An 18,677-nucleotide genomic window follows, 5' to 3' on the forward strand; every position below is an offset into this window, starting at 1 on the left:
CGGACCTGCCACCAGCCGCGTTTGAGACACTGCACCAAGCCCGCCTCACCGAGGCAGGCCCCCAACCCGTTTAGCCGCTACCAAACCCGGGGCGGTTCAGGACGACCCCACCATCATGGCGTGGGAGCTCATGAACGAGCCCCGCTACGAGAACCAGACCCCGAACGAGAACGTCAGCGGCACCACCCTGCGCGCCTGGGTCGACGAGATGGGCGCGTTCGTCAAGGGCATCGACCCCAACCACCTGCTCGGCACCGGCCTGGAGGGCCACGAGACCCGCTACGGCTTCGGCGGCGACGACGGCAACCCCTTCGTGTACATCCACCAGTCGCCGTACATCGACTTCACCCCGGCGCACCCGTACCCGTCGGAGTCGTGGGCGAACCTCAGTCTGGAGCAGACCAAGACCCTGGTCCGGGCCTGAATCAACGACTCGCACAACGTCGTCGGCAAGCCCTTCTTCGTGGGCGAGTTCAACGTCCACAACGTCGACCGCACCGCCTGGTTCAGCGCCCTGTTTCAGCGACTTCGAGGCCGCCGGCGGCGACGGCAGCGCCTTCCGGTGGTACTCCGACACCAACGTCGACGGCAAGTTCGGCGTCATGAAGGGCGCCCCCGAGCTCGCCCCGTTCCGCACCCACTCCACCAACATGATCGCCAAGAGCGGCGGCGTCCTGCCCAGCGCGTCGGTGTCGCCCTCGACCGGCACTTCCCCAAGCGCGTCGGCCTCGGCTTCGGGCAGTCCCGTTCCGCCGGGTGCCTGCAGTGTCCATTATGGACTTTCCGGCTGGGGCACCACCTTCAACGGTGACGTCACGATCCGCAACACCGGCACCACCCCGATCACCGGCTGGGCGTTGCGCTGGACCTTCCCCGGCAACCAGGTCGTGACGAACATGTGGAACGCCGTGCCCACCCAGTCCGGCAAGCAGGTGACCGCCACCAACCCGGCCGGCTACGACACCACCATCGCGGCCGGCGGCAGCCTCAACTTCGGCTTCAGCGCCACCTCGGTCCCCGGCACCAACGGCATCCCGGCCACGTTCACTCTGAACGGGCCGCGCCCGCCCGCCTGCGCGACGACGGGGCGCCACGGCTGCTCGCGCGGCGCCCCGCCCGAGCCCTCGACCGGCGCCACCGGCGCGCGGTCGCAGGACGACAGGCCACGCGGTCGCCTGCGTCCCTCACCGTCGACGCGCCCGGGCACCCTCACCACAGCCGGCACGCCCGGCCGGAGCCGGCGGCAGGTGGGGCGTCGCGGTGCGGGGCGCGACGGGTGTCAGGGGCCGAGGACCTCGGTCAGGTCGCGGAGCAGCTCCGACGCGGTGATGTCGTCGAGTGCGGCGAACGTGCGGCTCAGCTGCCGCGGCCGCCAGTCGCCCCAGGGGCGGTCGTTGAGCCAGACGGTGGTGACCTCCTGGTCGGGGGCGTACTGGTGGGCGCCGATCGGGATGCCCGGGTTGAGGTCGAGCACGACGGCGTGGCCGGTCGGGGTGGCGCGCCAGATCCAGCCCTGGACGCCGGCGTCCTGCGGGGTGCCGCGCTGCCAGCCGCGGCGCTCCAGGCCCAGCAGGGTCGTCGTGGGGACCTTCCGGCCGGCGAAGCGGGCCAGCTCCGGCGCGGCCTGCTCGTCGGCGGTCAGCTCGTGCACGGGGCGGCCCAGCTGGGTGAACGGCTGCAGGATCTCGTAGTCGGCGAACACCGCGGACCAGGTGGCCAGCGAGGCGCCGAGCCGGCGGGGGTGGGCGACGCCGACCATGGCGTCCGGTGGCAGCTCGTAGGTGTCGTCGTCGGCGTCGGCGTAGGTGCCGTCCTCGGCGACCCGGAACGCGACCGGTGCGACATCCGCGGCGGCGCCCGAGGCCGAGTCCCGCACGGTGGCGGTCCAGACCAGGCGCCGGACGATCTGGCCGAGCAGCGGATGCGTGACCAGGTGGTCGTGGAACGACGAGGCGGTCCAGCGGCGCTGGGTGACCATCGCGGTCTCCAGGCGGTGGATCTGGTCGGCGGCGATCGTGCGCACGTCCTTCTTCAGGGCGGTGTAGCGCTGGTACGCCGCCGGCGCCAGCTCCTGGTCGTCGCGGGCGCCCGGCTTCGGCAGGTCCTTGCGGCGGGCGCCGGTGCCGTCGATGACATACGGCTTGAGCTGCTCGTCGAAGCGGATCACGAACTGGCGGGGACCGTAGTCCAGGCGCAGCGAGCCGGTGGAGTCAAGGCCGAGGTCGGGCACGAGCCGGTCGGCGAGCTGCTCCGCGGTCAGGCCCAGCCGGGCGGCGACCTCGGCGACCTTCTCCGTCGCCCGCTCCTTGAGGCCCTTGAACTTGGCCTTCTGAGCGATGCCGCTCAGGTGGGTCAGCGCCAGGTCTGAACCGATCCCGGCGAGCACGTCGAGCCCGGTGACGGCCTTGGCGTGGCCGCCCTCGCCGGGCCAGGCGCGGATCACCGGCGACAGCCGGCGCACGGTGTCGTCGTCGCCGAGCCATTCCAGCGCCTGCAGCGGCCACGGCTCCTTCGGCGGCGCGCCGACCGCCTGCCACTGGATGAACACCGCCCACCCGAACTCGGCCAGTGAGCGCCGGTCGAGCGCCGCGAGGGCGATCGGCACCCCGGCATACACCTCGCCGGGGCGGGAGATGGCCAGCATCGTGCACAGGTGCCGGGCCGGCTCGTCGCCGAGGGCGGCGGTGCGGTCCTTGAGCAGGATCCGGGGCAGCAGGCTGGGGTCGGCCCACGCCGGCAGGTCGGGGATCTTCGCCGGCAGGGTCTGCAGTGCGCTGCCACCGACCAGGGTCCGCACGGCGGCGGCCGCGTCCGGGCCGTGCTCGGCGGCAGCGGCGAGGACCTCGTCGCGGTGCCGCTGCGCGATCGTGCGCAGCGACTCCTCGGCCGCGCGGCGGGCGGGGCCGGCCGGGCCCAGCGCCGCCGGGACCAGCGCCAGGGCCGCGTCCGCGGGGTGCCGGTCGAACCAGGCCAGGACGACGCCGCGCAGCGACTTGAGCCGCACCAGCGTGGCGGCCATGTGCGTGGCCACCTCCGGGGCGGCGAACGGCAGCAGCAGCTCCGTGCACCCGGCCTGGTCCTCGGCGGCGAGGTGCACGGCGGCCGGCAGCGCCAACAGCTCATGGCGGGCCACGAGCTGCGGGAACCACTGCGGGCTGTCCCAGACCCGCTTCGGCCGCCAGCCGGGCAGCAGGGACCGCACGACGTCGTTGGGGGCGGTGAGCATGAGCGTCACCTCGTGGTGGCCCTCCAGCGAACCGGACCGGTAGTGCTCGGTCGCCTCCTCGATCGACGTCTCCAGCCGCCACCAGTCGGCGGGCCGGGCCCGCATGGCGGCCCAGGCGTCGCGCTCGCCGGGCGCCCACCGGATGACCGGCGCCGCGGTGCAGGTGAGCCCGGGCAGGACGACCGGCTTCGCCGGCTCCTGCCGGACCGTCCACGGCGGGGTGACGAGGACCTCGGGCAGCGCCGACGGCGGTGCGTCCGGCACGGCGCTGAGGTCGGCCAGCAGCGCCTCGACCCGCTCCCGCGCCGGCGTCGGCAGCGCCGGCAGCTCCCCGGCGACCAGGTCCCGGTTAGCCAGCACGTGCACCCGCAGCAGGTCGGCCGCGTCGCGCCGGTCGGTGCCGGCGAGCAGGCGCAGGGCCCGCCGGGGGAAGCGGCGGGCCGCGTCGAGGGTGGCCAGCGGCACGTACTTGCGGTCGAGGCGCTCGACCAGCGCGCCGAACGCCTCGTCGGTCGGCAGCTGCGCCAGGATGCCCAGCAGGCGCTGCTGCGTCTCGGCGTCGAGGTGGCCGGTGTCCAGCCACGCGATGACGTGCGGGGTGACGGCGGTGCCGGCGCCGTCGATCGCGGTGGCGAGCGCCTCGGCGTCCCGGGCGAGCCACGGCGTGCCGGACGGGGCGACCTGGTCCAGGTGCGTGCCGGTGGCGGCCGCGCACCACAGCAGCTTGCCCACATACTGATCGGCGCGGCCGCCGGCCAGGGCCGCGCAGTCCTCGTCGACCCAGGCGCGCTCGCCGGGCGCCAGGAACGTCGTGGCGACGCGCCGCTGCGGCGAGTGCTGCCGGTGCCCACGCAGCGCGGCGACGGCCGCCGCGTGCTCGTCGTCGGTGGCGACCGCGAGCGCCGCCCGGACCCGCCCGGCCAGTGCCACCCAGTGCGGGAAGTAGGCCCAGCCGTCCAGGGCGCGCCAGACCAGCCGCGGCGGGACCTGCCGGCCGTTGTGCCAGTAACCGCCGCAGTCCAGGCCGACCGCGCCGACCGCGGCCTCGGCCGCGAACACCACGCCACGGGTGGCGGTCCACAGGTCCGCGAGCTTGGCGAGCCGGGCGGTGCGGTCCCAGCCGACGTCGTACGAAACCAGCGCGGCGAGCACACCGGCGCCCGCGGCCGGGCCGGTGACCGGGTCGGCCAGGTAGGCGCGGGCGGCCGCGACCAGCTCGGGGTCGCTGTCGGGGTGCGTCAGCCGGGCCTCGATCGCGTCCGACGCGGCAGCCAGCACCTCGGCGCCGCGGGCCCGGTCGAGCCTGACCGCCGGGCCGGGCGCCCCGCCGCGGCGCGGGATGAACACCTTGCGCCACGCGGCGGAGAACACCAGCAGGTCCTCGTCGTCGGTCACCGCAGCCTCCTCGTCCAGTGCGACGCGGCCACTCTAGCGACGACCACCGACAAAAATTCAGGCGCCGACGTACGCCGCCAGATGCGTCCCGGTCAGCGTCGCCCTGCGCTCGACGAGGTCCCGCGGCGTGCCGGTGAACACGACCCGCCCGCCGTCGTGCCCGGCGCCCGGCCCGAGGTCGATGATCCAGTCCGCGTGCGCCATGACCGCCTGGTGGTGCTCGACCACGATGACCGACTTGCCCGCGTCGACCAGCCGGTCCAGCAGACCCAGCAGGTGCGCCACGTCGGCGAGGTGCAGCCCGGCGGTCGGCTCGTCCAGCACGTACACGCCGCCCTTGTCCGCCATGTGCGTGGCCAGCTTCAACCGCTGCCGCTCACCGCCGGACAGCGTCGTCAGCGGCTGGCCGAGGCTCAGGTAGCCGAGCCCCACGTCGTCGAGGCGGCCGAGGATCGCGTGCGCCGCCGGCGTGTGCGCGTCCGACCCGGGACCGAAGAACGCCAGCGCGTCCGTCACCGACATGGCGAGCACCTCGCTGATGTCGCGCCCGCCGAGGTGGTGCTCCAGCACCGACGCCTCGAACCGCTTGCCCTCGCACACCTCGCAGACGGTGGCGACGCCCGCCATCACGACCAGGTCGGTGTAGATGACGCCGTTGCCGTTGCAGTTCGGGCAGGCACCCTCGGAGTTCGCGCTGAACAGCGCCGGTTTCACGCCGTTGGCCTTCGCGAACGCCTTCCGGATCGGCTCCAGCAGTCCGGTGTACGTGGCCGGGCTGCTGCGCCGTGAGCCGCGGATCGGTCCCTGGTCGACCGAGACGACGCCCGCGCCGGGCGGGATCGAGCCGTGCACGAGCGAGCTCTTGCCGGAGCCGGCCACGCCGGTGACCACGCACAGCACCCCGAGCGGGATGTCGACGTCCACGTCGTGCAGGTTGTGCAGGCTCGCGCCGCGGATCCGCAGGGCGCCCTTCGCGGCGCGTACCGCCGGCTTGAGCTTCGCCCGGTCGTCGAGGTGGCGGCCGGTGACCGTACCGCTGCCGCGCAGGCCTTCCACGGTGCCCTCGAAGCAGATGGTCCCGCCGCCCGCACCCGCGCCCGGGCCGAGGTCCACGACGTGGTCGGCGATCGCGATCACCTCCGGCTTGTGCTCCACGACCAGGACCGTGTTGCCCTTGTCCCGCAGGCGCCGCAGCAGGTCGTTCATCCGCTGGATGTCGTGCGGGTGCAGGCCGATGGTCGGCTCGTCGAACACGTACGTGACGTCGGTCAGCGGCGAGCCGAGGTGCCGGATCATCTTGACCCGCTGCGACTCGCCGCCGGAAAGGGTGCCCGACGCGCGGTCCAGCGACAGGTACCCCAGCCCGATCTCCACGAACGAGTCCAGCGTGTGCCGCAGCGCGGCGACCAGCGGCGCGACCGACGGCTCGGCGAGCCCGCCGACCCACTCGGCGAGGTCGCTGATCTGCATGGCGCACGCGTCGGCGATGTTACGGCCGTCGATCTTCGACGAGCGGGCCTCCTCGCTCAGCCGGCTGCCGCCGCACTCGGGGCAGGTCGCGAAGACCACCGCCCGCTCCACGAACGCCCGCACGTGCGACTGCAGCGCGTCGACGTCCTTGGACAGCATCGACTTCTGGATCTTCGGGATGAGGCCCTCGTACGTGAGGTTGATACCGTCGACCTTGATCTTCGTCGGCTCCCGGTGCAGCAGGTCGTGCAGTTCCCGCTTCGTGTACCTGCGGATCGGCTTGTCCATGTCGAAGTAGCCGCTGCCGCTGAAGATGCGCCCGAACCACCCCTCCATGCTGTAGCCGGGGACCGTGAGGGCGCCCTCGTTGAGGGACTTGCTGTCGTCGTACAGCTGCGAAAGATCGATGTCATTGACCTTGCCGCGACCCTCGCAGCGCGGGCACATGCCGCCGGTGATGCTGAAGCTGCGGCGCTCCTTGATCGTCTGTCCGGCCTTCTTGACGGTGACCGCGCCCGCGCCGCTGATCGAGGCGACGTTGAACGAGAACGCCTGCGGCGAGCCGATGTGCGGCTGGCCCAGCCGGCTGAACAGGATGCGCAGCATCGCGTTGGCGTCGGTGGCGGTGCCGACGGTGGAGCGCGGGTCGGCGCCCATCCGCTGCTGGTCGACGATGATCGCGGTGGTGAGCCCTTCGAGGACGTCGACGTCGGGCCGCGCCAGGGTCGGCATGAACCCCTGCACGAACGTGCTGTACGTCTCGTTGATCAGCCGCTGCGACTCCGCGGCGATCGTGCCGAACACCAGCGAGCTCTTGCCGGAGCCGGACACGCCGGTGAACACGGTCAGCTGCCGCTTCGGGATCTCGACGCTGACGTCCTTGAGGTTGTTCACGCGCGCGCCGCGCACCCGGATCAGCTCGTGGGTCATCATCGCTCCGTCCTCGTGCCGTTGCCGTCCACGCTATCGGCCGCCGCTCGGCCCGCGCTTCTCGATTCCTGATCATCCACGGGGGCACCGGCGTCACCGGCGGAGGCGGCGGCCAGCAGCCGCGAGCCGACGGCCCCGACGGTGTGCCGCAGCTCGGGGCCGCCGACGACGCGGAACGGCACCGGCAGCGCGGCGAGCTGCTCGGCGTACCACCACGGGTTGCCGGTCGAGCCCACCAGCCGGCACCGGTCGCCGTCGACGGCCTGGAGCCTGCCCAGCGTCGGCGGTACGCGCAACGCCAGCGTCTCCAGCGGCGCCTCGATGACCAGCTCGACGGCGTACTCCCAACCCACGGCGAGGTGCTCCTCGAGGACCGCGACCGCGTCGAACGGCGCCGGCGGGTCGAACGCGGCGTCGAGCACCTCGACCTGCCGGATCCGGTCGATGCGGTACGCCCGCCGCGCCGCCACCCGGTGCGACCAGCACACCACGTACCACCGGCCGTGCCGGACGACGACCGCCCACGGGTCGACCTCGGCGTCCCACTCGGTGCCGGACTCGCCGCGGTACCGCATCCGCAACCGCCGCGCATCGGAGCACGCCTGCACCAGCGTGGCCGTCACCTGCGGGTCGGGGCGGGCGGCGGCGCGGTCCGGGGCCGACGCGGCGGCCCGCCGCACCGCGTCGGCCTGCGCCGCGACCTGCTCGGGCAGCGCCCGCACCAGCTTGCCGAGGGCGGCGCCGACCGGGCCGGCCGGGTCGCCGGCGTCGTGGTGCCCGTCGAGGACGGCCATGACCAGGCCGAGCGCCTCCGCGGCGGTGAATGTCAGCGGCGGCAGCCGCAGCCCGCGGCCGACGCGGTAGCCGCCGTACGGCCCGCGCACCGACTCGATCGGGATGCCGGCGTCGCGCAGCACCCCCACGCAGCGCCGGGCGGCCCGCTCCGACACGCCGAGCCGCGCCGCCAGCCGGTCGGCGGTGATCCCCGGGCTCGCCTGCAGGATCTCCAGCGCGAGCAGCGCCCGCGCGGCCGGACTCTCCACAGGCGTCCTTCCCGGTTCCGGACGCGAAACGTCCGGAATGCAGCCTAGCGTGACCGGCATGATGTTGCAGGAGCCGTCGGCGACCGCCGGCGAGGCCGAGATGCTGCTGTTCGCCCTGGAGCGGTCCCGCGCCCAGTTCGCCTGGAAGAGCGGCGGCCTGGACGCCGCCGGGCTGCACCGCCCCCAGCCGCCGTCCACGCTGACCATCGCCGGGCTGCTCAAACACCTGGCGCTGGTCGAGGAGGCGTACACGATCGACTTCACCGGCCGGGCGCCCGGCCCGCCGCTGAACACGCCCGAGGCGGCCACCGACGTCAACTGGGTGTGGCGCAGCGCCGCCGACGACCCACCCGAGTACCTCTACGCGCTGTGGCACGGCGCGGTGGAGCGGTCCCGGGCCGCGATGGCCGCCGCGCTCGCCGACGGTGGCCTGGACCAGCCGGGCAAGTACCGCACCGACGAGCACGGCGTCGCGCCGAACCTGCGCCGCCTCATCGTGGACCTGCACGACGAGTACGCCCGCCACGTCGGCCACGCCGACCTGCTGCGTGAGGCCATCGACGGGCTGGTGGGGGAGGACCCGCCACGTACGTGAACCGTTGGTCCCGCAGCGACACGGCTCAGGTCTTGGCGTGCTCCGGCGGGTCGTAGCACGAACGGTCGCCTGGTACCACGGCATGAAACGGCTCCGCGTCCGCTGGGAACGCCGCGACGACACCCGATTGTGTCCCGCACCGGCGCGGTCGACAGATCCCGTTCGGGACCCGACGTCGGTCGGACGAAGTGCCGGACCGGCCGGTGCGGGACGTACCTGCCCTCAGCCGACGGGCCGGGCCGGCCAGGTGCTCAGGTCGATCAGGTTGTCGCTGAACACCGCCGCGGCCGCGAGGGCCAGGGCGTCCTGCTCGGTGACGCCGTCGCCGCGGATGCCGACGAACAGGTTGCGCCCGTCGCCGTCCGGCACGGCCAGCTGCCAGGCCTCGCCCTGGTACCACATCGCGGGCCGTCCGGCGACGGTCCGGTTCGGCACGAAGTTGGCGCCCTCCACGGCGGCGTCGCTGAAGTTGCCGTAGCTCAGCTGCAGCGTGCCGCCCGCGGCGGTGCGGAACGACAGCGAACCCGTCTGCCACGACCTGGCGTTCGCCGCCGCCGGCTCCATCGCGGTGGTGCAGCTCTCCCATTCCGTGCCGGCCGGTGGCGAGTCGAGGCGGATCGGCACCGCGCACCGCTGCGACCGGTCGAACCGGACACCCTCGGCGGCCGTCACCACCGCGTCGACCGGGTCGCCCGCGGCGGCCTCCATCGTCACCACGGCCCACAGCCCGTCCACCGGCTGCCACCACAGCGTCCACACCGTCGTGCCGGCGCCCCACGCCTCGGGGAACGCCTGCGTCTGCCCCGGCCGGCCCGCGACCGTGACCTCGACCGGCGTGGTGTCGGTCTCGCCGCCCGGCCCGCCGGCCCGCGCCGTGTCGAGGCTCTGGCTGATCACGACCGTCGCGGTGTGGCGGTAGTCGCCGGCTCCGCCCGGCCCGGTCCAGACCTCGCCCCGCTCGACGCCGCGGCCCGACCGCCACCAGGTGCCGGTGCCGTGGAACGCGGCCAGGTCGACGTCGAAGTGCAGCACGCCCCGGTCGGTGCCCACGGTGTCGGGGCGCTGCGCCGCCCCGGGCGCGTCCGACGACGGCAGGGCCGCGGCCCGCACCACCGGCCGGCTCGGCGCGGCCGACACGCTCGGCGGCGCGCCCGGCTCCGCCCCCCGGCCGCCCTCGGGCACCAGCCGCGGCACGGTCGCCACGACCACCCCGAACGCCGCCACGGCCGCGACGGTGACGAGCGCCGCCCGGCGCCGGCGGGCGGCCCGGACCCGGGCCATCGTGCCGGCCCGCAGCGCGGCCACGTCGACCTCGCCCTCGCCGTGCGGGCGCAGCGCATCGGCGATCACGTCGGTGAAATCCACGTGCTTCATGCGGTCCTCCCCGTCAGTACCGCCTCGGGCACACCCAGCCGGAGGCGCAGCGTCTGCAGTGCCCGGGCGGCGTGCGTGCGCACCGTGACCTGGCTGCAGCGAAGGATTTCGGCGATCGTCGCGTCGTCGAGGTCCTCGTAGTACCGCAGGACCAGCACGGCGCGCTGCCGGTCGGGCAGGCGGCAGATCTGCCGCCACATGGCGTCGCGCTCCACGGTGTCGGTGCCGTGGTCACCGGCCGCGGGCCCGTCCACCGGCTCACCGACCGGTGGCTCCCGGTTGCTGCGCCGCCGCCACCACGAGTGCGCCGCGTTGGCGATCACCCGCCGCACGTACACGTCGGGCTGGTCGTCGCGCAGGATCCGCCCCCACCGCGGATACGCCTTCGCCAGCGCCTCCTGCACCAGGTCCTCGGCGCGGTGCGGATCGCCGGTCAACACCCGCGCGAACCGCAGCAGGCTCGGGCCGCGAGCCGCGATGTACTCCTCGAACGTCACGCTGGGATCCCCCTCTCCCCGGTCCAGACGCCGCCCGGGCACCAGTCTGTTGACACGACTTCACGACACCGCCGGGGCGGCACCGCGCTGCGGCTATCGTGTCGGGGTGGGCCACCCGATCATGTTCGACGACGCCGACCCGGTCCTCGGCCGGGTGCGGGCGCTCGCCCTCGCGTTCCCCGACGCCGCGGAGAAGATCTCCCACGGGCATCCGGCGTTCTACACGACCAAGGTGTTCGCGTACTACGGCGGATCCGTGAAGGTCGACGGCGTCTACCACCAGCACGAACAGTCGGTCATCGTGCTGGTCGACCCGGCTGAGCGGGAGGCGCTGCTGGAGGACGCCCGCAGCTACGTACCGGCGTATCTCGGCCCGTCGGGGTGGGTCGGCGTGGACCTCGACGGCGACACCGACTGGGCCGAGATCGGCGAGCTGCTCGACGCCAGCTACCGCCTCACCGCCGGCCGCCGCCGCGTCGCCGCCCTCGACGCCCGCGGGTGAGCGGCACCGGACCGGGTGCCCTGCACCGCTGTCCCGCGCGTTCGGCACCGGATGAGCGGCGCTAAGGTACCGGCCATGGATCGAGCCACGGACCGGCTGGAGCGGGTGACGGTGGGCGTCGCGCTGGCCTGGGTCGTGGCCGTGATCGCGTGCGGCGTCGCGGCGCCCGACCTGCGCGGCCCGGGCCCGGTCCCCGCGCCGGTCTGGATCGGGGCGCCGGTCACCGTGGCCGGTGCGGTGCTCGTCGCCGGATGCCTGCTCGCCTGGGCCGTGGCCGGGGTGCGCGGCCGGCGGCAGCCGTCGCCCTCGTCGCGCGGCAGCGCGTCCGGCGCGGTCCCGGTCGGGGACGCGCCGCGGCGGGGCGCGATGGCGCGCGGCGGTCCGGCGCTGGTGCTCCTGCTGCTCGGTATCGGTCTCGTGTACGGCGCAGGCAAGCTGCTGTTCCCGCTGGACGAGCCGGGGCGCACGGCACCGGCCGGCGTCGCACCGCTGGGCCGGCTGTGGCACGCCGCCCAGCTCACCGGCCTCGTGGCGTTCGCGGTCGCGATCCTGATGGCGGCGGTGTGGGCGGCGGCGACCACCCTGACCCGCGCCGGTGCGGCGGCCCGCCGCGACACCGGCTGACCGCCGCGACACCCGGACGGCCCGCCGCGACACCGGCTGGACCGCCGCGACATTGGCTGGCCGCCGCGGCACCCAGCGGCCCGCCGGGTCACAGCCAGCGGACCTGGCGGCTCTTCGCGATCCGTCCGGCGGCAGGTTCCCGGCGACCCGCACCGGTGCCCCGCTGCCGTCCCGGGGCAGGCGGAGCCAGCCGTCGGCGTACGTGCGGACCAGCAGCTGCGTGCCGTCGGGCGACACGACGGCCGCCGTCACGTCCTGCCTCGACTCGGGCATGACCTGCTGCAGGCGCACCGTCAGCCGCGCGAGGTCGACGGTGGCGAGGGCCAGGTTGCCGAACGGCTGCGCCATGCCGTCGGTGACCGCCGCCGCGCAGAGCAGGCGCGTGTCGTCGACGGGCATGTCGCAGCGGTAGCCGGACGCCGGGCCGCTGCCGGTGACCTGCATCGAGGTGGCCCGTCGCGGGTTGAGGTACAGCCGCGCCACGACCGTGCCGGGGTAGCCGGTGACCGTCACCAGGTCGTTGCTGACGGCGCTGATCGGCTGCTCCTGCCGCAGCGTCTCCGGCGCCGCCGGGTCGAGGGTGAACCACGGGTTGCGGTCGGCGGGCTGCCGGCTGCTCTCGCGCCTGGTCTCGACCCGGAACCGGCCGTCGCGCAACCGCGCGGCGTCGAGGCACAGCCCGGCCGGGCGCGGGTGCTCCTTGACGGCGCTGAACGTCCTGCCGGTCCAGCGGAACACCACCAGGTCGCAGTCCTTCACCCCGACCGTGGCGGTGCCGCCGTCCGCGACGGTCAGCGTGCGCAGGCCGCAGGTCGGGTCCGACCACGGTCACCCGGGGGTGGTCATGACGCGGGCGGGCGGCGGGCGACGAGGTGCCGGGCGCGCGGCCGGTGCCGCCACTCACCCTGCGGGCTGTGGCGCAGGAACTGCGCCCGCAACCGGTCCGTGAACGCCGCGCCCCGCGCGGTGACCAGCGGCCGCATCGGACCGGCACGGGTGTGCGCGTCGAAGAACGCGGCGGCGTCCGGGTGGGACATCGGGTGGGCCGCCAGCTCGTCGCGCTCCACGACGGTGCCCGCCGCCGTCAACGCCGGCACCAGGCGATCCTGCCACGTGTCGTCCCCGGCCGGTACGTGCCACCGCACGACCTCCGCGATCCGCGCGAACGGCCCGTCGTCCTCGGTGCGCCGCGGCCAGAACACCACCGACAGCACGCCCCCCGGCCGCAGCGCCGCCGCCCACGACCGGATCGCGGCGTCGGGCTCGGGCAGCTGCTGCAGGCCGAACACCGACACGACCGCCGCGCAGCGCCCCGGCCAGCGCCCGCCGAGCGTCGAGGCGTCACCCTGCTCGACGGAGGCGCCGGGGTGCCGGGCCGCCCTGCCCCGGGCCAGGCGGACCATCCCGGCGGACAGGTCGACGCCGGTGACGGCCCGGCCGGGCAGGACCGCGGCGAGCGCGTCCAGCTCGGGGAACGTGCCGCAGCACGGCACCAGCACCGGCCCGTCGGGCAGCGCGGCGCCGCCGACCGCGTCCACCGCCGCGGCGACCCACGGCGCGAAGCGCGGCACGTAGTACGCCTCGTATCCGTCGGCGGCCTCGTCCCAGCCGCGTGCCGTGCGTGCGAGCCGTTCATCAGTCACCCGTGCGAGGATCGCACGCCCGGCCCGCCGCCGCGGGGCCGGCCGGCGGTTCAGCGGTTCATCCTGCCCCCCGCCCGCATCCGGGCCGGTCCGGTCGCGCCGCGGGTAGGCTGGTCGGCGGGGGCCCGGCACGATGGGGGAGCAGCATGGGATTCTTCGACCAGCTTCGCAGCCGCACCGCTGAGATGAGCGGACAGCTCAAGACCAAGGCCGGTCAGTTCAAGAGCAAGGAGTTCGCCAACGCCAGCATGGCGATGTGCGCGCTCATCGCCGCCGCCGACGGCAGCATCGACCCGGTCGAGCGCCAGCGCACGGAGGGCGTGATCACCAGCAACGAGGTCCTGTCGGTCTTCCCGCCGGACGAGCTGCGGCAGAAGTTCGCCTTCTACGCCGACCGCCTGGTCCGCGACTTCGAGTTCGGCAAGGTCGAGGCGATCGGCACCATCGCGAAGCTCAAGTCGAAGCCCGACCACGCCCGCGCCGTGATCCAGATCGGCATCATCATCGGCGGCGCCGACGGCAACTTCGACGACAACGAGAAGAAGGCCGTCCGGGAGGCCTGCTTCGCCGTCGGCATCCCGCCCGCGGAGTTCGACCTGTAGCGCCGGCAAGATCAGTCCAGGGCGCACCCGTCGCCGACGGTGACCCGGCCCGGGCGCTGCACGGCGGCGAGGACGCCGAACGTCATGCCGTGCCGGGCGGCGAGCAGCTTCAGCAGGTCATCGCGGTCGCATGCGCCGTCCTGCGCCATGTCCACCATCACGCAGCGGGTGAGCGGGCGGATGACCCGCAGCACGACCTGCGGTCCGGCCCGCAGCAGCCGGCCATGCCAGCCGTCCTCCGGGAAGCCTGTGCCCGGCACGTCGAGCAGCAGGTTGGCCCGGAAGCGGCCGGGGTCCAGCGGCCCGCCGCCCGGTTCGCCGCCGCCGAGCCCGGTGAGGTGGCGCAGGGCGGCGGTCGTGACGATGCTGACCGGGCCTTCGTCGTGGTGCGGGACGTCCGCCTCCGGGGCGAGCGTCACGTCGCGGCCCAGCACCGCACTGACCGCGCGGTGCCCGGCGGGGTCGTCCGCGGCGAAACGGCGCCCGTCGGGCAGCTCCACGACCGGTGCGCCCGCGGCCGCCGTCGCGCGCATCGCGAACAGCCCCGGCATCCGGCGGAACCGGCGGGTGCTCTTGCCGCTGCCGAGCTTGCCGTCCGCGTCCCGCACCGCCCACAGCCGGTCGCCGTCCAGCCCGCGGGCACCGACGGCGGCGGCCGGCAGGACCTCGCCGAGCAGCGACTTCACCGGGTACCGGCGAATCTCGACGATCTTCACCGGCCAAGCCTAGAAGATCTTCTCGCATCGACGATGTACGCTGCAATCGTGGCGGCGACGGGGGAAGCGGCGCGCAAGCGACCGCGCTGGATGGCCAATCTGATCACGCTCGCCGTGGTGGCGGTGGTGGCGTTCGTCGTGCGCACGTACGTGGTGCAGACGTTCTACATCCCGTCGGGGTCGATGGAGCAGACACTGCTCGTCGACGACCAGGTCATCGTCAACAAGGCGGTGTACCGGTGGCGGGGCCCGGCGCGCGGCGAGATCGTCGTGTTCCGGCCGCCGGCCAGTTGGTCGGCCGGCGACGAGGACTTCATCAAGCGGGTCATCGGCGTCGGCGGCGACCGGGTGATCTGCTGCGACGACCGGAACCGGATCACCGTCAACGGTGTGGCGCTGGACGAGGACTACCTGTACCCGGGCGACGTGCCGTCGACGTCGCAGTTCGACGTGATGGTCCCCGACGGGCGGCTGTTCGTGATGGGTGACCACCGCAGCGCGTCCGCCGACTCCCGGGCGCACCTGCGCTCCGTGGACGGCACGGTGCCCGTCGACCGCGTCGTGGGCCGGGCGTTCGTCATGTCGTGGCCCGTGAACCGCTGGCGTTCCCTCGGTGTCCCGGCCACCTTCGCCGCGGTGCCGGACTCGCACTGAGACTCCACTGAGACTCCTGAACCGGTCCGGCGGTTGCCTGCCGCCCGGCCGAGTCGGGTGTTGATCAGTTCCGTGACAGCGGTCCGGGCGGCTCGTACGGTGGCGGGCTGAACCACACGGACCGACAGAGGAGTACGACATGCACCGTAGATGGGCCCGTATCGCCGCCGTGGCACTGGCCGCCGCCGCGGCCTCGGCACTGCTCGGCGCCGGCACCGCACAGGCGTCCGGCAAGGTGTCCCTGCAGGACTTCCACTTCGTGATCGCCAACTGAGGCAGGCAGGTCGACGGTCATGACCCGCCGCGGCGGCTCGGTACGTGAGCCGCCGCGCTGGTTTAGGCGGCACGGTGCCGCCGGCCGGTCACGGGTCCCGCCGGTGGAACGCGGCACCGGCGACCAGCACCGCGCCCACCGTCCACACCAGGCACGCCACCGCGCCGCGCGGCGGGTCGAGGGCGGCGGTGTCCGGCAGGGCGGCACCCCACCGGTCCCGCAGCAGCGGGAAGGCGACGAAGTACCCGGCCAGCAGCAGCACCACGGCCGCCTCGGCCCGGCGGACCAGGGTGCCGGCAGCGGCGGCGAGCAGCGCCGTGAGCGTCAGGTAGGCCGTCGCGGCCGGCACCCGCCCCGCCTCGCCGGCCGGCACGGCGCTCGTCGCGGCCACCGCGGCGGCGAACGGCAGGGCCACCACCGTCAGGGTCAGCGTCTTGGCACCGTACAGGGGCAGCCGGCGCGGCATCGCGAGCAGCGTCGTGCGGATCTGGTCGCCGCCCTGGTGCTCCGACGCCGCGGCCAGCGCACCGAACACGAGGAACCCGGCCTGCGCGTAGCCGACCGGGCCGAGCCCGGAGCGCTGCCCGGCCGCCGCGTAGGCGTACGCGAGCAGCGCCGTCCCGGCGAGCGTCAGCAGGGCGGTGAGCGCCAGCGACGGCAGCGTGAGCAGCTTGCGCAGTTCGGCGCGCGGCGCCGTCACGCGTCGCGCCGGTGGAACAGGGCGGCACCGATCGCCAGCAGCACCGCGATCCAGCCGGTCATCACCAGCCCCGCGGTCACCGGCGCGACCCGCACCGGGAAGTCGGCGGTGCGGATGAACATCTGCGCCCCGACGATGTCCGGCAGGTACACGGCGAGGTCGGTGACCTTCGTCAGCAGGTACGACACCGACACCACCGTGCTGTTGACGATCAGGAACGTGAGCGGCACGACGCCGTTGCGGGTGATCAGCGTGACCGCGTAGGCGAGCAGCGCGATCAGCACCCAGTACAGGACGGCGGCGGCGATGCGGGCGGGCGAGGGCACCGGCACGTCGCCGCCGTGCAGGACGTGGACGAGGCCGAGCGTGGCGGTGGCGACGAACCCGGCCTGGCAAGCCGCGACGAGGACCAGCGCGGCGGTCTTCGCGGCGAGCAGCCGCAGCCGGTCGGGCATCGCGGTCAGGGTCGCGGTCAGCTGGCGGGCGCGCGGGGCGTCCGGACCGGTCGACGTGTACTCGCTGCTGACGATGACGACCCCGAGCACCATCGGGCCGATGAGCCCGATCCCCAGGTCCTGCAGCCCGATGTCGGAAGGGTCGGCGATGGTGCCGTCGGCGATGGCCCGTCGGGTGTACCCCGCGTTGAGCAGCACGATCGCGGGCGCCAGCAGGGACCCGACGACCAGCCCGATCCACGCGGTCGGCAGCCCGAGCAGCTTGCGGACCTCGGCGCGGACCCCGTGCCGGAACGCGGTCACCACGCGCCGCCGGTCTCGGTGGCGGTGAGGGCGAAGAACGCGTCCTCCAGGGTCGCGTGCCCGCCGGTGACCTCGGCGAGCCCGCCCTGCGTGAGGATCCGGCCCCGGTGGATGACGACGACGTCGTCGGCGACCTCGGCCAGCTCGCCCATCAGGTGGCTGGACAGCAGCACGGTGCGGCCCTGCGCCGCCTGCGCCCGCAGGAACCCGCGCATCCACCGGATCCCGGCCGGATCGAGGCCGTTGACCGGCTCGTCGAGGACCAGCACCTCCGGCTCGCCGAGCAGCGCCGCGGCGAGCCCGAGCCGCCGGCTCATGCCCAGCGAGTAGCGCCCGGCCCGCTTGCCGGCGTCGCCGGTGAGGCCGACGACGTCGAGGACCTCCTCGACGCGGGCGGCGGGCAGGCCGTTGCTGGCCGCGACCCAACGCAGGTGGGCCCGGGCGGTGCGGGCCCGGTGCGCGCCGCTGCCGTCCAGCAGGGCGCCGACGACGGTGAGCGGGCGGCGCAGGTCGCGGTACCGGCGGCCGCAGACGAGGGCGGTGCCCTGCTGCGGGCGGTCCAGGCCGAGCAGGACCCGCAGCGTCGAGGTCTTGCCGGCGCCGTTCTGGCCGAGGAACCCGGTGACCCGGCCCGGCCTGGCCTGGAGGGTCACGTCGTGCAGGATCCGGGTCCTGCCCTTGCGTTTGCTGACGCGATCGATGGTGATCATAGGGGGAGTCAACCGGCGCGGGCGGCGCGGTGCATCGGCCCAGGCTCGCAACGCCGCCGCCGGCTCCGACCGTGGGCTCTCAGACCCTGGTCTGAGCACTACAGTCGGCGTGGTGAACGCCCACCCGCGCCCGTCGGGGCGCTCCAGCGTCCTGCCGGTGCTCGTCATCGCGGCCCTGGTGCTGCTGATGGCCATGTGCACCGTCGGCGGGGAGGGCCCGGCCTCGACGGTGGTGCCGTGGGCGATGGTCGCCGGGGCGGTCGCCGCCGCCGGGTGGGCGGTGCGGCGAGCCCGTGCCGACCGCCGGGCGTACGAGGCCCGGCTGACCGCGTGGGCGGCGTCGGAGGCGGTGCTCGCCGAGCGGCTGCGCATCGCCGGCGACCTGCACGACATCGTGTCCCACGGGCTCGGGCTGATCACGGTCCGCGCGGCGGCGACCCGGCACCTGCCGAAGCCGCCCGAGGTGGCGGCGGCGCTCACCGACATCGAGGACGCCAGCCGGCACGCGACCGCGGAGCTGCGCCGGATGCTCACCGTGCTGCGCGAGCCGCGGACCGCCGTGCAGCGCGCGCCGCTGGACGGCCTGGACGACCTGCCCCGCATCGTGGACGGCGCGACGGTCGCCGGCCTGCGGACCCGGCTCACCGTCGACCCGCTCGGCGAGGTGTCGCAGGGGGTGCAGGTCGCCGTGTGCAAGACGGTCCGCGAGGCGCTGAACAACGCCGCCCGGTACGCCGGCCCCACCGACGTGCGGGTCGACGTGCACCGCGACGGGCCGCACGTGGTGGTCGCGGTGTCCGACGCCGGGCCGGGGCGCGACGGCTGGCACGCCTCGCCGGGCGCCGGCCACGGCCTCGCCGCCCTGCGCGAGCGGGTCGGCAGCCTCGGCGGCACCCTGACCGCGGAGCGCGTCGACGCCGGTTTCCGCGTCACCGCCCGCATCCCGGACGTGCCGGCGTGACGG

General features: G+C 74.6%; 18 protein-coding genes and 2 pseudogenes. 9 read left to right on the forward strand and 11 right to left on the reverse strand.

Features of this window, described 5'->3' with window-relative positions; translation table 11 throughout:
* Positions 1–106 precede the first annotated feature (106 nt).
* Positions 107–424 (forward strand): annotated as a pseudogene (locus tag OP18_RS28130) (hypothetical protein); the annotation flags it as partial.
* A 226-nt stretch (positions 425–650) separates the two neighbouring features.
* Positions 651–998: pseudogene (locus tag OP18_RS62625) on the forward strand (cellulose binding domain-containing protein); the annotation flags it as partial.
* Here the strand turns inward: OP18_RS62625 and OP18_RS59205 are convergent.
* The 4 genes from OP18_RS59205 to OP18_RS28150 form a co-directional block, all read right to left on the reverse strand.
* Entirely contained in the window at positions 956–1,138 is a 183-nt protein-coding gene (locus tag OP18_RS59205; protein ID WP_033362095.1) for a hypothetical protein, read from the reverse strand. The pseudogene OP18_RS62625 and the gene OP18_RS59205 sit on opposite strands and share 43 nt — an antisense overlap.
* A 141-nt stretch (positions 1,139–1,279) precedes the next feature.
* On the reverse strand, positions 1,280–4,621 hold the full coding sequence (locus tag OP18_RS28140) for a DUF4132 domain-containing protein (RefSeq protein WP_052387472.1): 3,342 nt from the start codon (positions 4,619–4,621) through the stop codon (positions 1,280–1,282).
* 57 nt (positions 4,622–4,678) lie between these two features.
* A complete protein-coding gene (locus OP18_RS28145; protein WP_245635547.1) occupies positions 4,679–7,021 on the reverse strand; it encodes an ATP-binding cassette domain-containing protein in 2,343 nt (780 codons plus the stop codon).
* Positions 7,021–8,064: a helix-turn-helix transcriptional regulator gene (locus OP18_RS28150; RefSeq protein WP_063745617.1), complete on the reverse strand. Its 1,044-nt coding sequence runs from the start codon at positions 8,062–8,064 to the stop codon at positions 7,021–7,023. The genes OP18_RS28145 and OP18_RS28150 overlap by 1 nt, the downstream gene beginning before the upstream one ends.
* A gap of 58 nt (positions 8,065–8,122) precedes the next feature.
* On the opposite strand from OP18_RS28150, the gene OP18_RS28155 reads away from it, so the two are divergent.
* Positions 8,123–8,659: a mycothiol transferase gene (locus tag OP18_RS28155; RefSeq protein ID WP_033362149.1), complete on the forward strand. Its 537-nt coding sequence runs from the start codon at positions 8,123–8,125 to the stop codon at positions 8,657–8,659.
* A gap of 222 nt (positions 8,660–8,881) precedes the next feature.
* Here the strand turns inward: OP18_RS28155 and OP18_RS28160 are convergent, their stop codons facing one another.
* Positions 8,882–10,033: a hypothetical protein gene (locus tag OP18_RS28160; protein WP_033362097.1), complete on the reverse strand. Its 1,152-nt coding sequence runs from the start codon at positions 10,031–10,033 to the stop codon at positions 8,882–8,884.
* The gene (locus OP18_RS28165) at positions 10,030–10,530 is read right to left on the reverse strand and encodes a SigE family RNA polymerase sigma factor (RefSeq protein WP_033362098.1); all 501 of its coding nucleotides are present in this window, start codon (positions 10,528–10,530) and stop codon (positions 10,030–10,032) included. The genes OP18_RS28160 and OP18_RS28165 overlap by 4 nt, the downstream gene beginning before the upstream one ends.
* Positions 10,531–10,636: 106 nt before the next feature.
* On the opposite strand from OP18_RS28165, the gene OP18_RS28170 reads away from it, so the two are divergent.
* Positions 10,637–11,032 carry an MmcQ/YjbR family DNA-binding protein gene (locus OP18_RS28170; protein WP_033362099.1) on the forward strand — a complete coding sequence of 132 codons (396 nt, stop codon included), beginning with the start codon at positions 10,637–10,639 and terminating at the stop codon, positions 11,030–11,032.
* A gap of 75 nt (positions 11,033–11,107) precedes the next feature.
* The gene (locus OP18_RS28175) at positions 11,108–11,656 is read left to right on the forward strand and encodes a hypothetical protein (RefSeq protein ID WP_033362100.1); all 549 of its coding nucleotides are present in this window, start codon (positions 11,108–11,110) and stop codon (positions 11,654–11,656) included.
* 842 nt (positions 11,657–12,498) lie between these two features.
* Here OP18_RS28175 and OP18_RS28185 read toward each other — a convergent pair.
* The gene (locus OP18_RS28185) at positions 12,499–13,299 is read right to left on the reverse strand and encodes a class I SAM-dependent methyltransferase (protein ID WP_211273706.1); all 801 of its coding nucleotides are present in this window, start codon (positions 13,297–13,299) and stop codon (positions 12,499–12,501) included.
* 146 nt (positions 13,300–13,445) lie between these two features.
* On the opposite strand from OP18_RS28185, the gene OP18_RS28190 reads away from it, so the two are divergent.
* On the forward strand, positions 13,446–13,901 hold the full coding sequence (locus OP18_RS28190) for a tellurite resistance TerB family protein (protein WP_033362102.1): 456 nt from the start codon (positions 13,446–13,448) through the stop codon (positions 13,899–13,901).
* An 11-nt stretch (positions 13,902–13,912) separates the two neighbouring features.
* Here the strand turns inward: OP18_RS28190 and OP18_RS28195 are convergent, their stop codons facing one another.
* Positions 13,913–14,617 (reverse strand): MOSC domain-containing protein, encoded by a 705-nt coding sequence (locus tag OP18_RS28195; RefSeq protein WP_033362103.1) that lies wholly within the window; start codon positions 14,615–14,617, stop codon positions 13,913–13,915.
* A gap of 90 nt (positions 14,618–14,707) precedes the next feature.
* Between OP18_RS28195 and lepB the strand changes: the two genes are divergently transcribed.
* Positions 14,708–15,271 (forward strand): signal peptidase I, encoded by a 564-nt coding sequence (gene lepB / locus OP18_RS28200; RefSeq protein WP_052387474.1) that lies wholly within the window; start codon positions 14,708–14,710, stop codon positions 15,269–15,271.
* A 139-nt stretch (positions 15,272–15,410) separates the two neighbouring features.
* Positions 15,411–15,545 (forward strand): hypothetical protein, encoded by a 135-nt coding sequence (locus OP18_RS61970; RefSeq protein WP_260710595.1) that lies wholly within the window; start codon positions 15,411–15,413, stop codon positions 15,543–15,545.
* Between the two features lie 88 nt (positions 15,546–15,633).
* On the opposite strand, the gene OP18_RS28205 is transcribed toward OP18_RS61970, so the two are convergent.
* Genes OP18_RS28205 through OP18_RS28215 form a run of 3 tightly spaced genes read right to left on the reverse strand, consistent with a single transcriptional unit; the run spans position 15,634 to position 17,713 of the window.
* Entirely contained in the window at positions 15,634–16,245 is a 612-nt protein-coding gene (locus OP18_RS28205) for a hypothetical protein (protein ID WP_033362105.1), read from the reverse strand.
* Positions 16,242–17,006, reverse strand: a complete 765-nt coding sequence (locus tag OP18_RS28210) for an ABC transporter permease (RefSeq protein ID WP_052387475.1) — start codon at positions 17,004–17,006, stop codon at positions 16,242–16,244. The genes OP18_RS28205 and OP18_RS28210 overlap by 4 nt, the downstream gene beginning before the upstream one ends.
* Positions 17,000–17,713 (reverse strand): ABC transporter ATP-binding protein, encoded by a 714-nt coding sequence (locus OP18_RS28215; protein WP_033362106.1) that lies wholly within the window; start codon positions 17,711–17,713, stop codon positions 17,000–17,002. Before OP18_RS28215 ends, OP18_RS28210 begins: the two co-directional genes overlap by 7 nt.
* Positions 17,714–17,825: 112 nt before the next feature.
* On the opposite strand from OP18_RS28215, the gene OP18_RS28220 reads away from it, so the two are divergent.
* Positions 17,826–18,674, forward strand: a complete 849-nt coding sequence (locus OP18_RS28220; RefSeq protein WP_033362152.1) for a sensor histidine kinase — start codon at positions 17,826–17,828, stop codon at positions 18,672–18,674.
* The last annotated feature ends 3 nt before the right edge of the window (positions 18,675–18,677 follow it).

The sequence above is a fragment of the Dactylosporangium aurantiacum genome, from assembly GCF_000716715.1.
Classification (GTDB): domain Bacteria; phylum Actinomycetota; class Actinomycetes; order Mycobacteriales; family Micromonosporaceae; genus Dactylosporangium; species Dactylosporangium aurantiacum.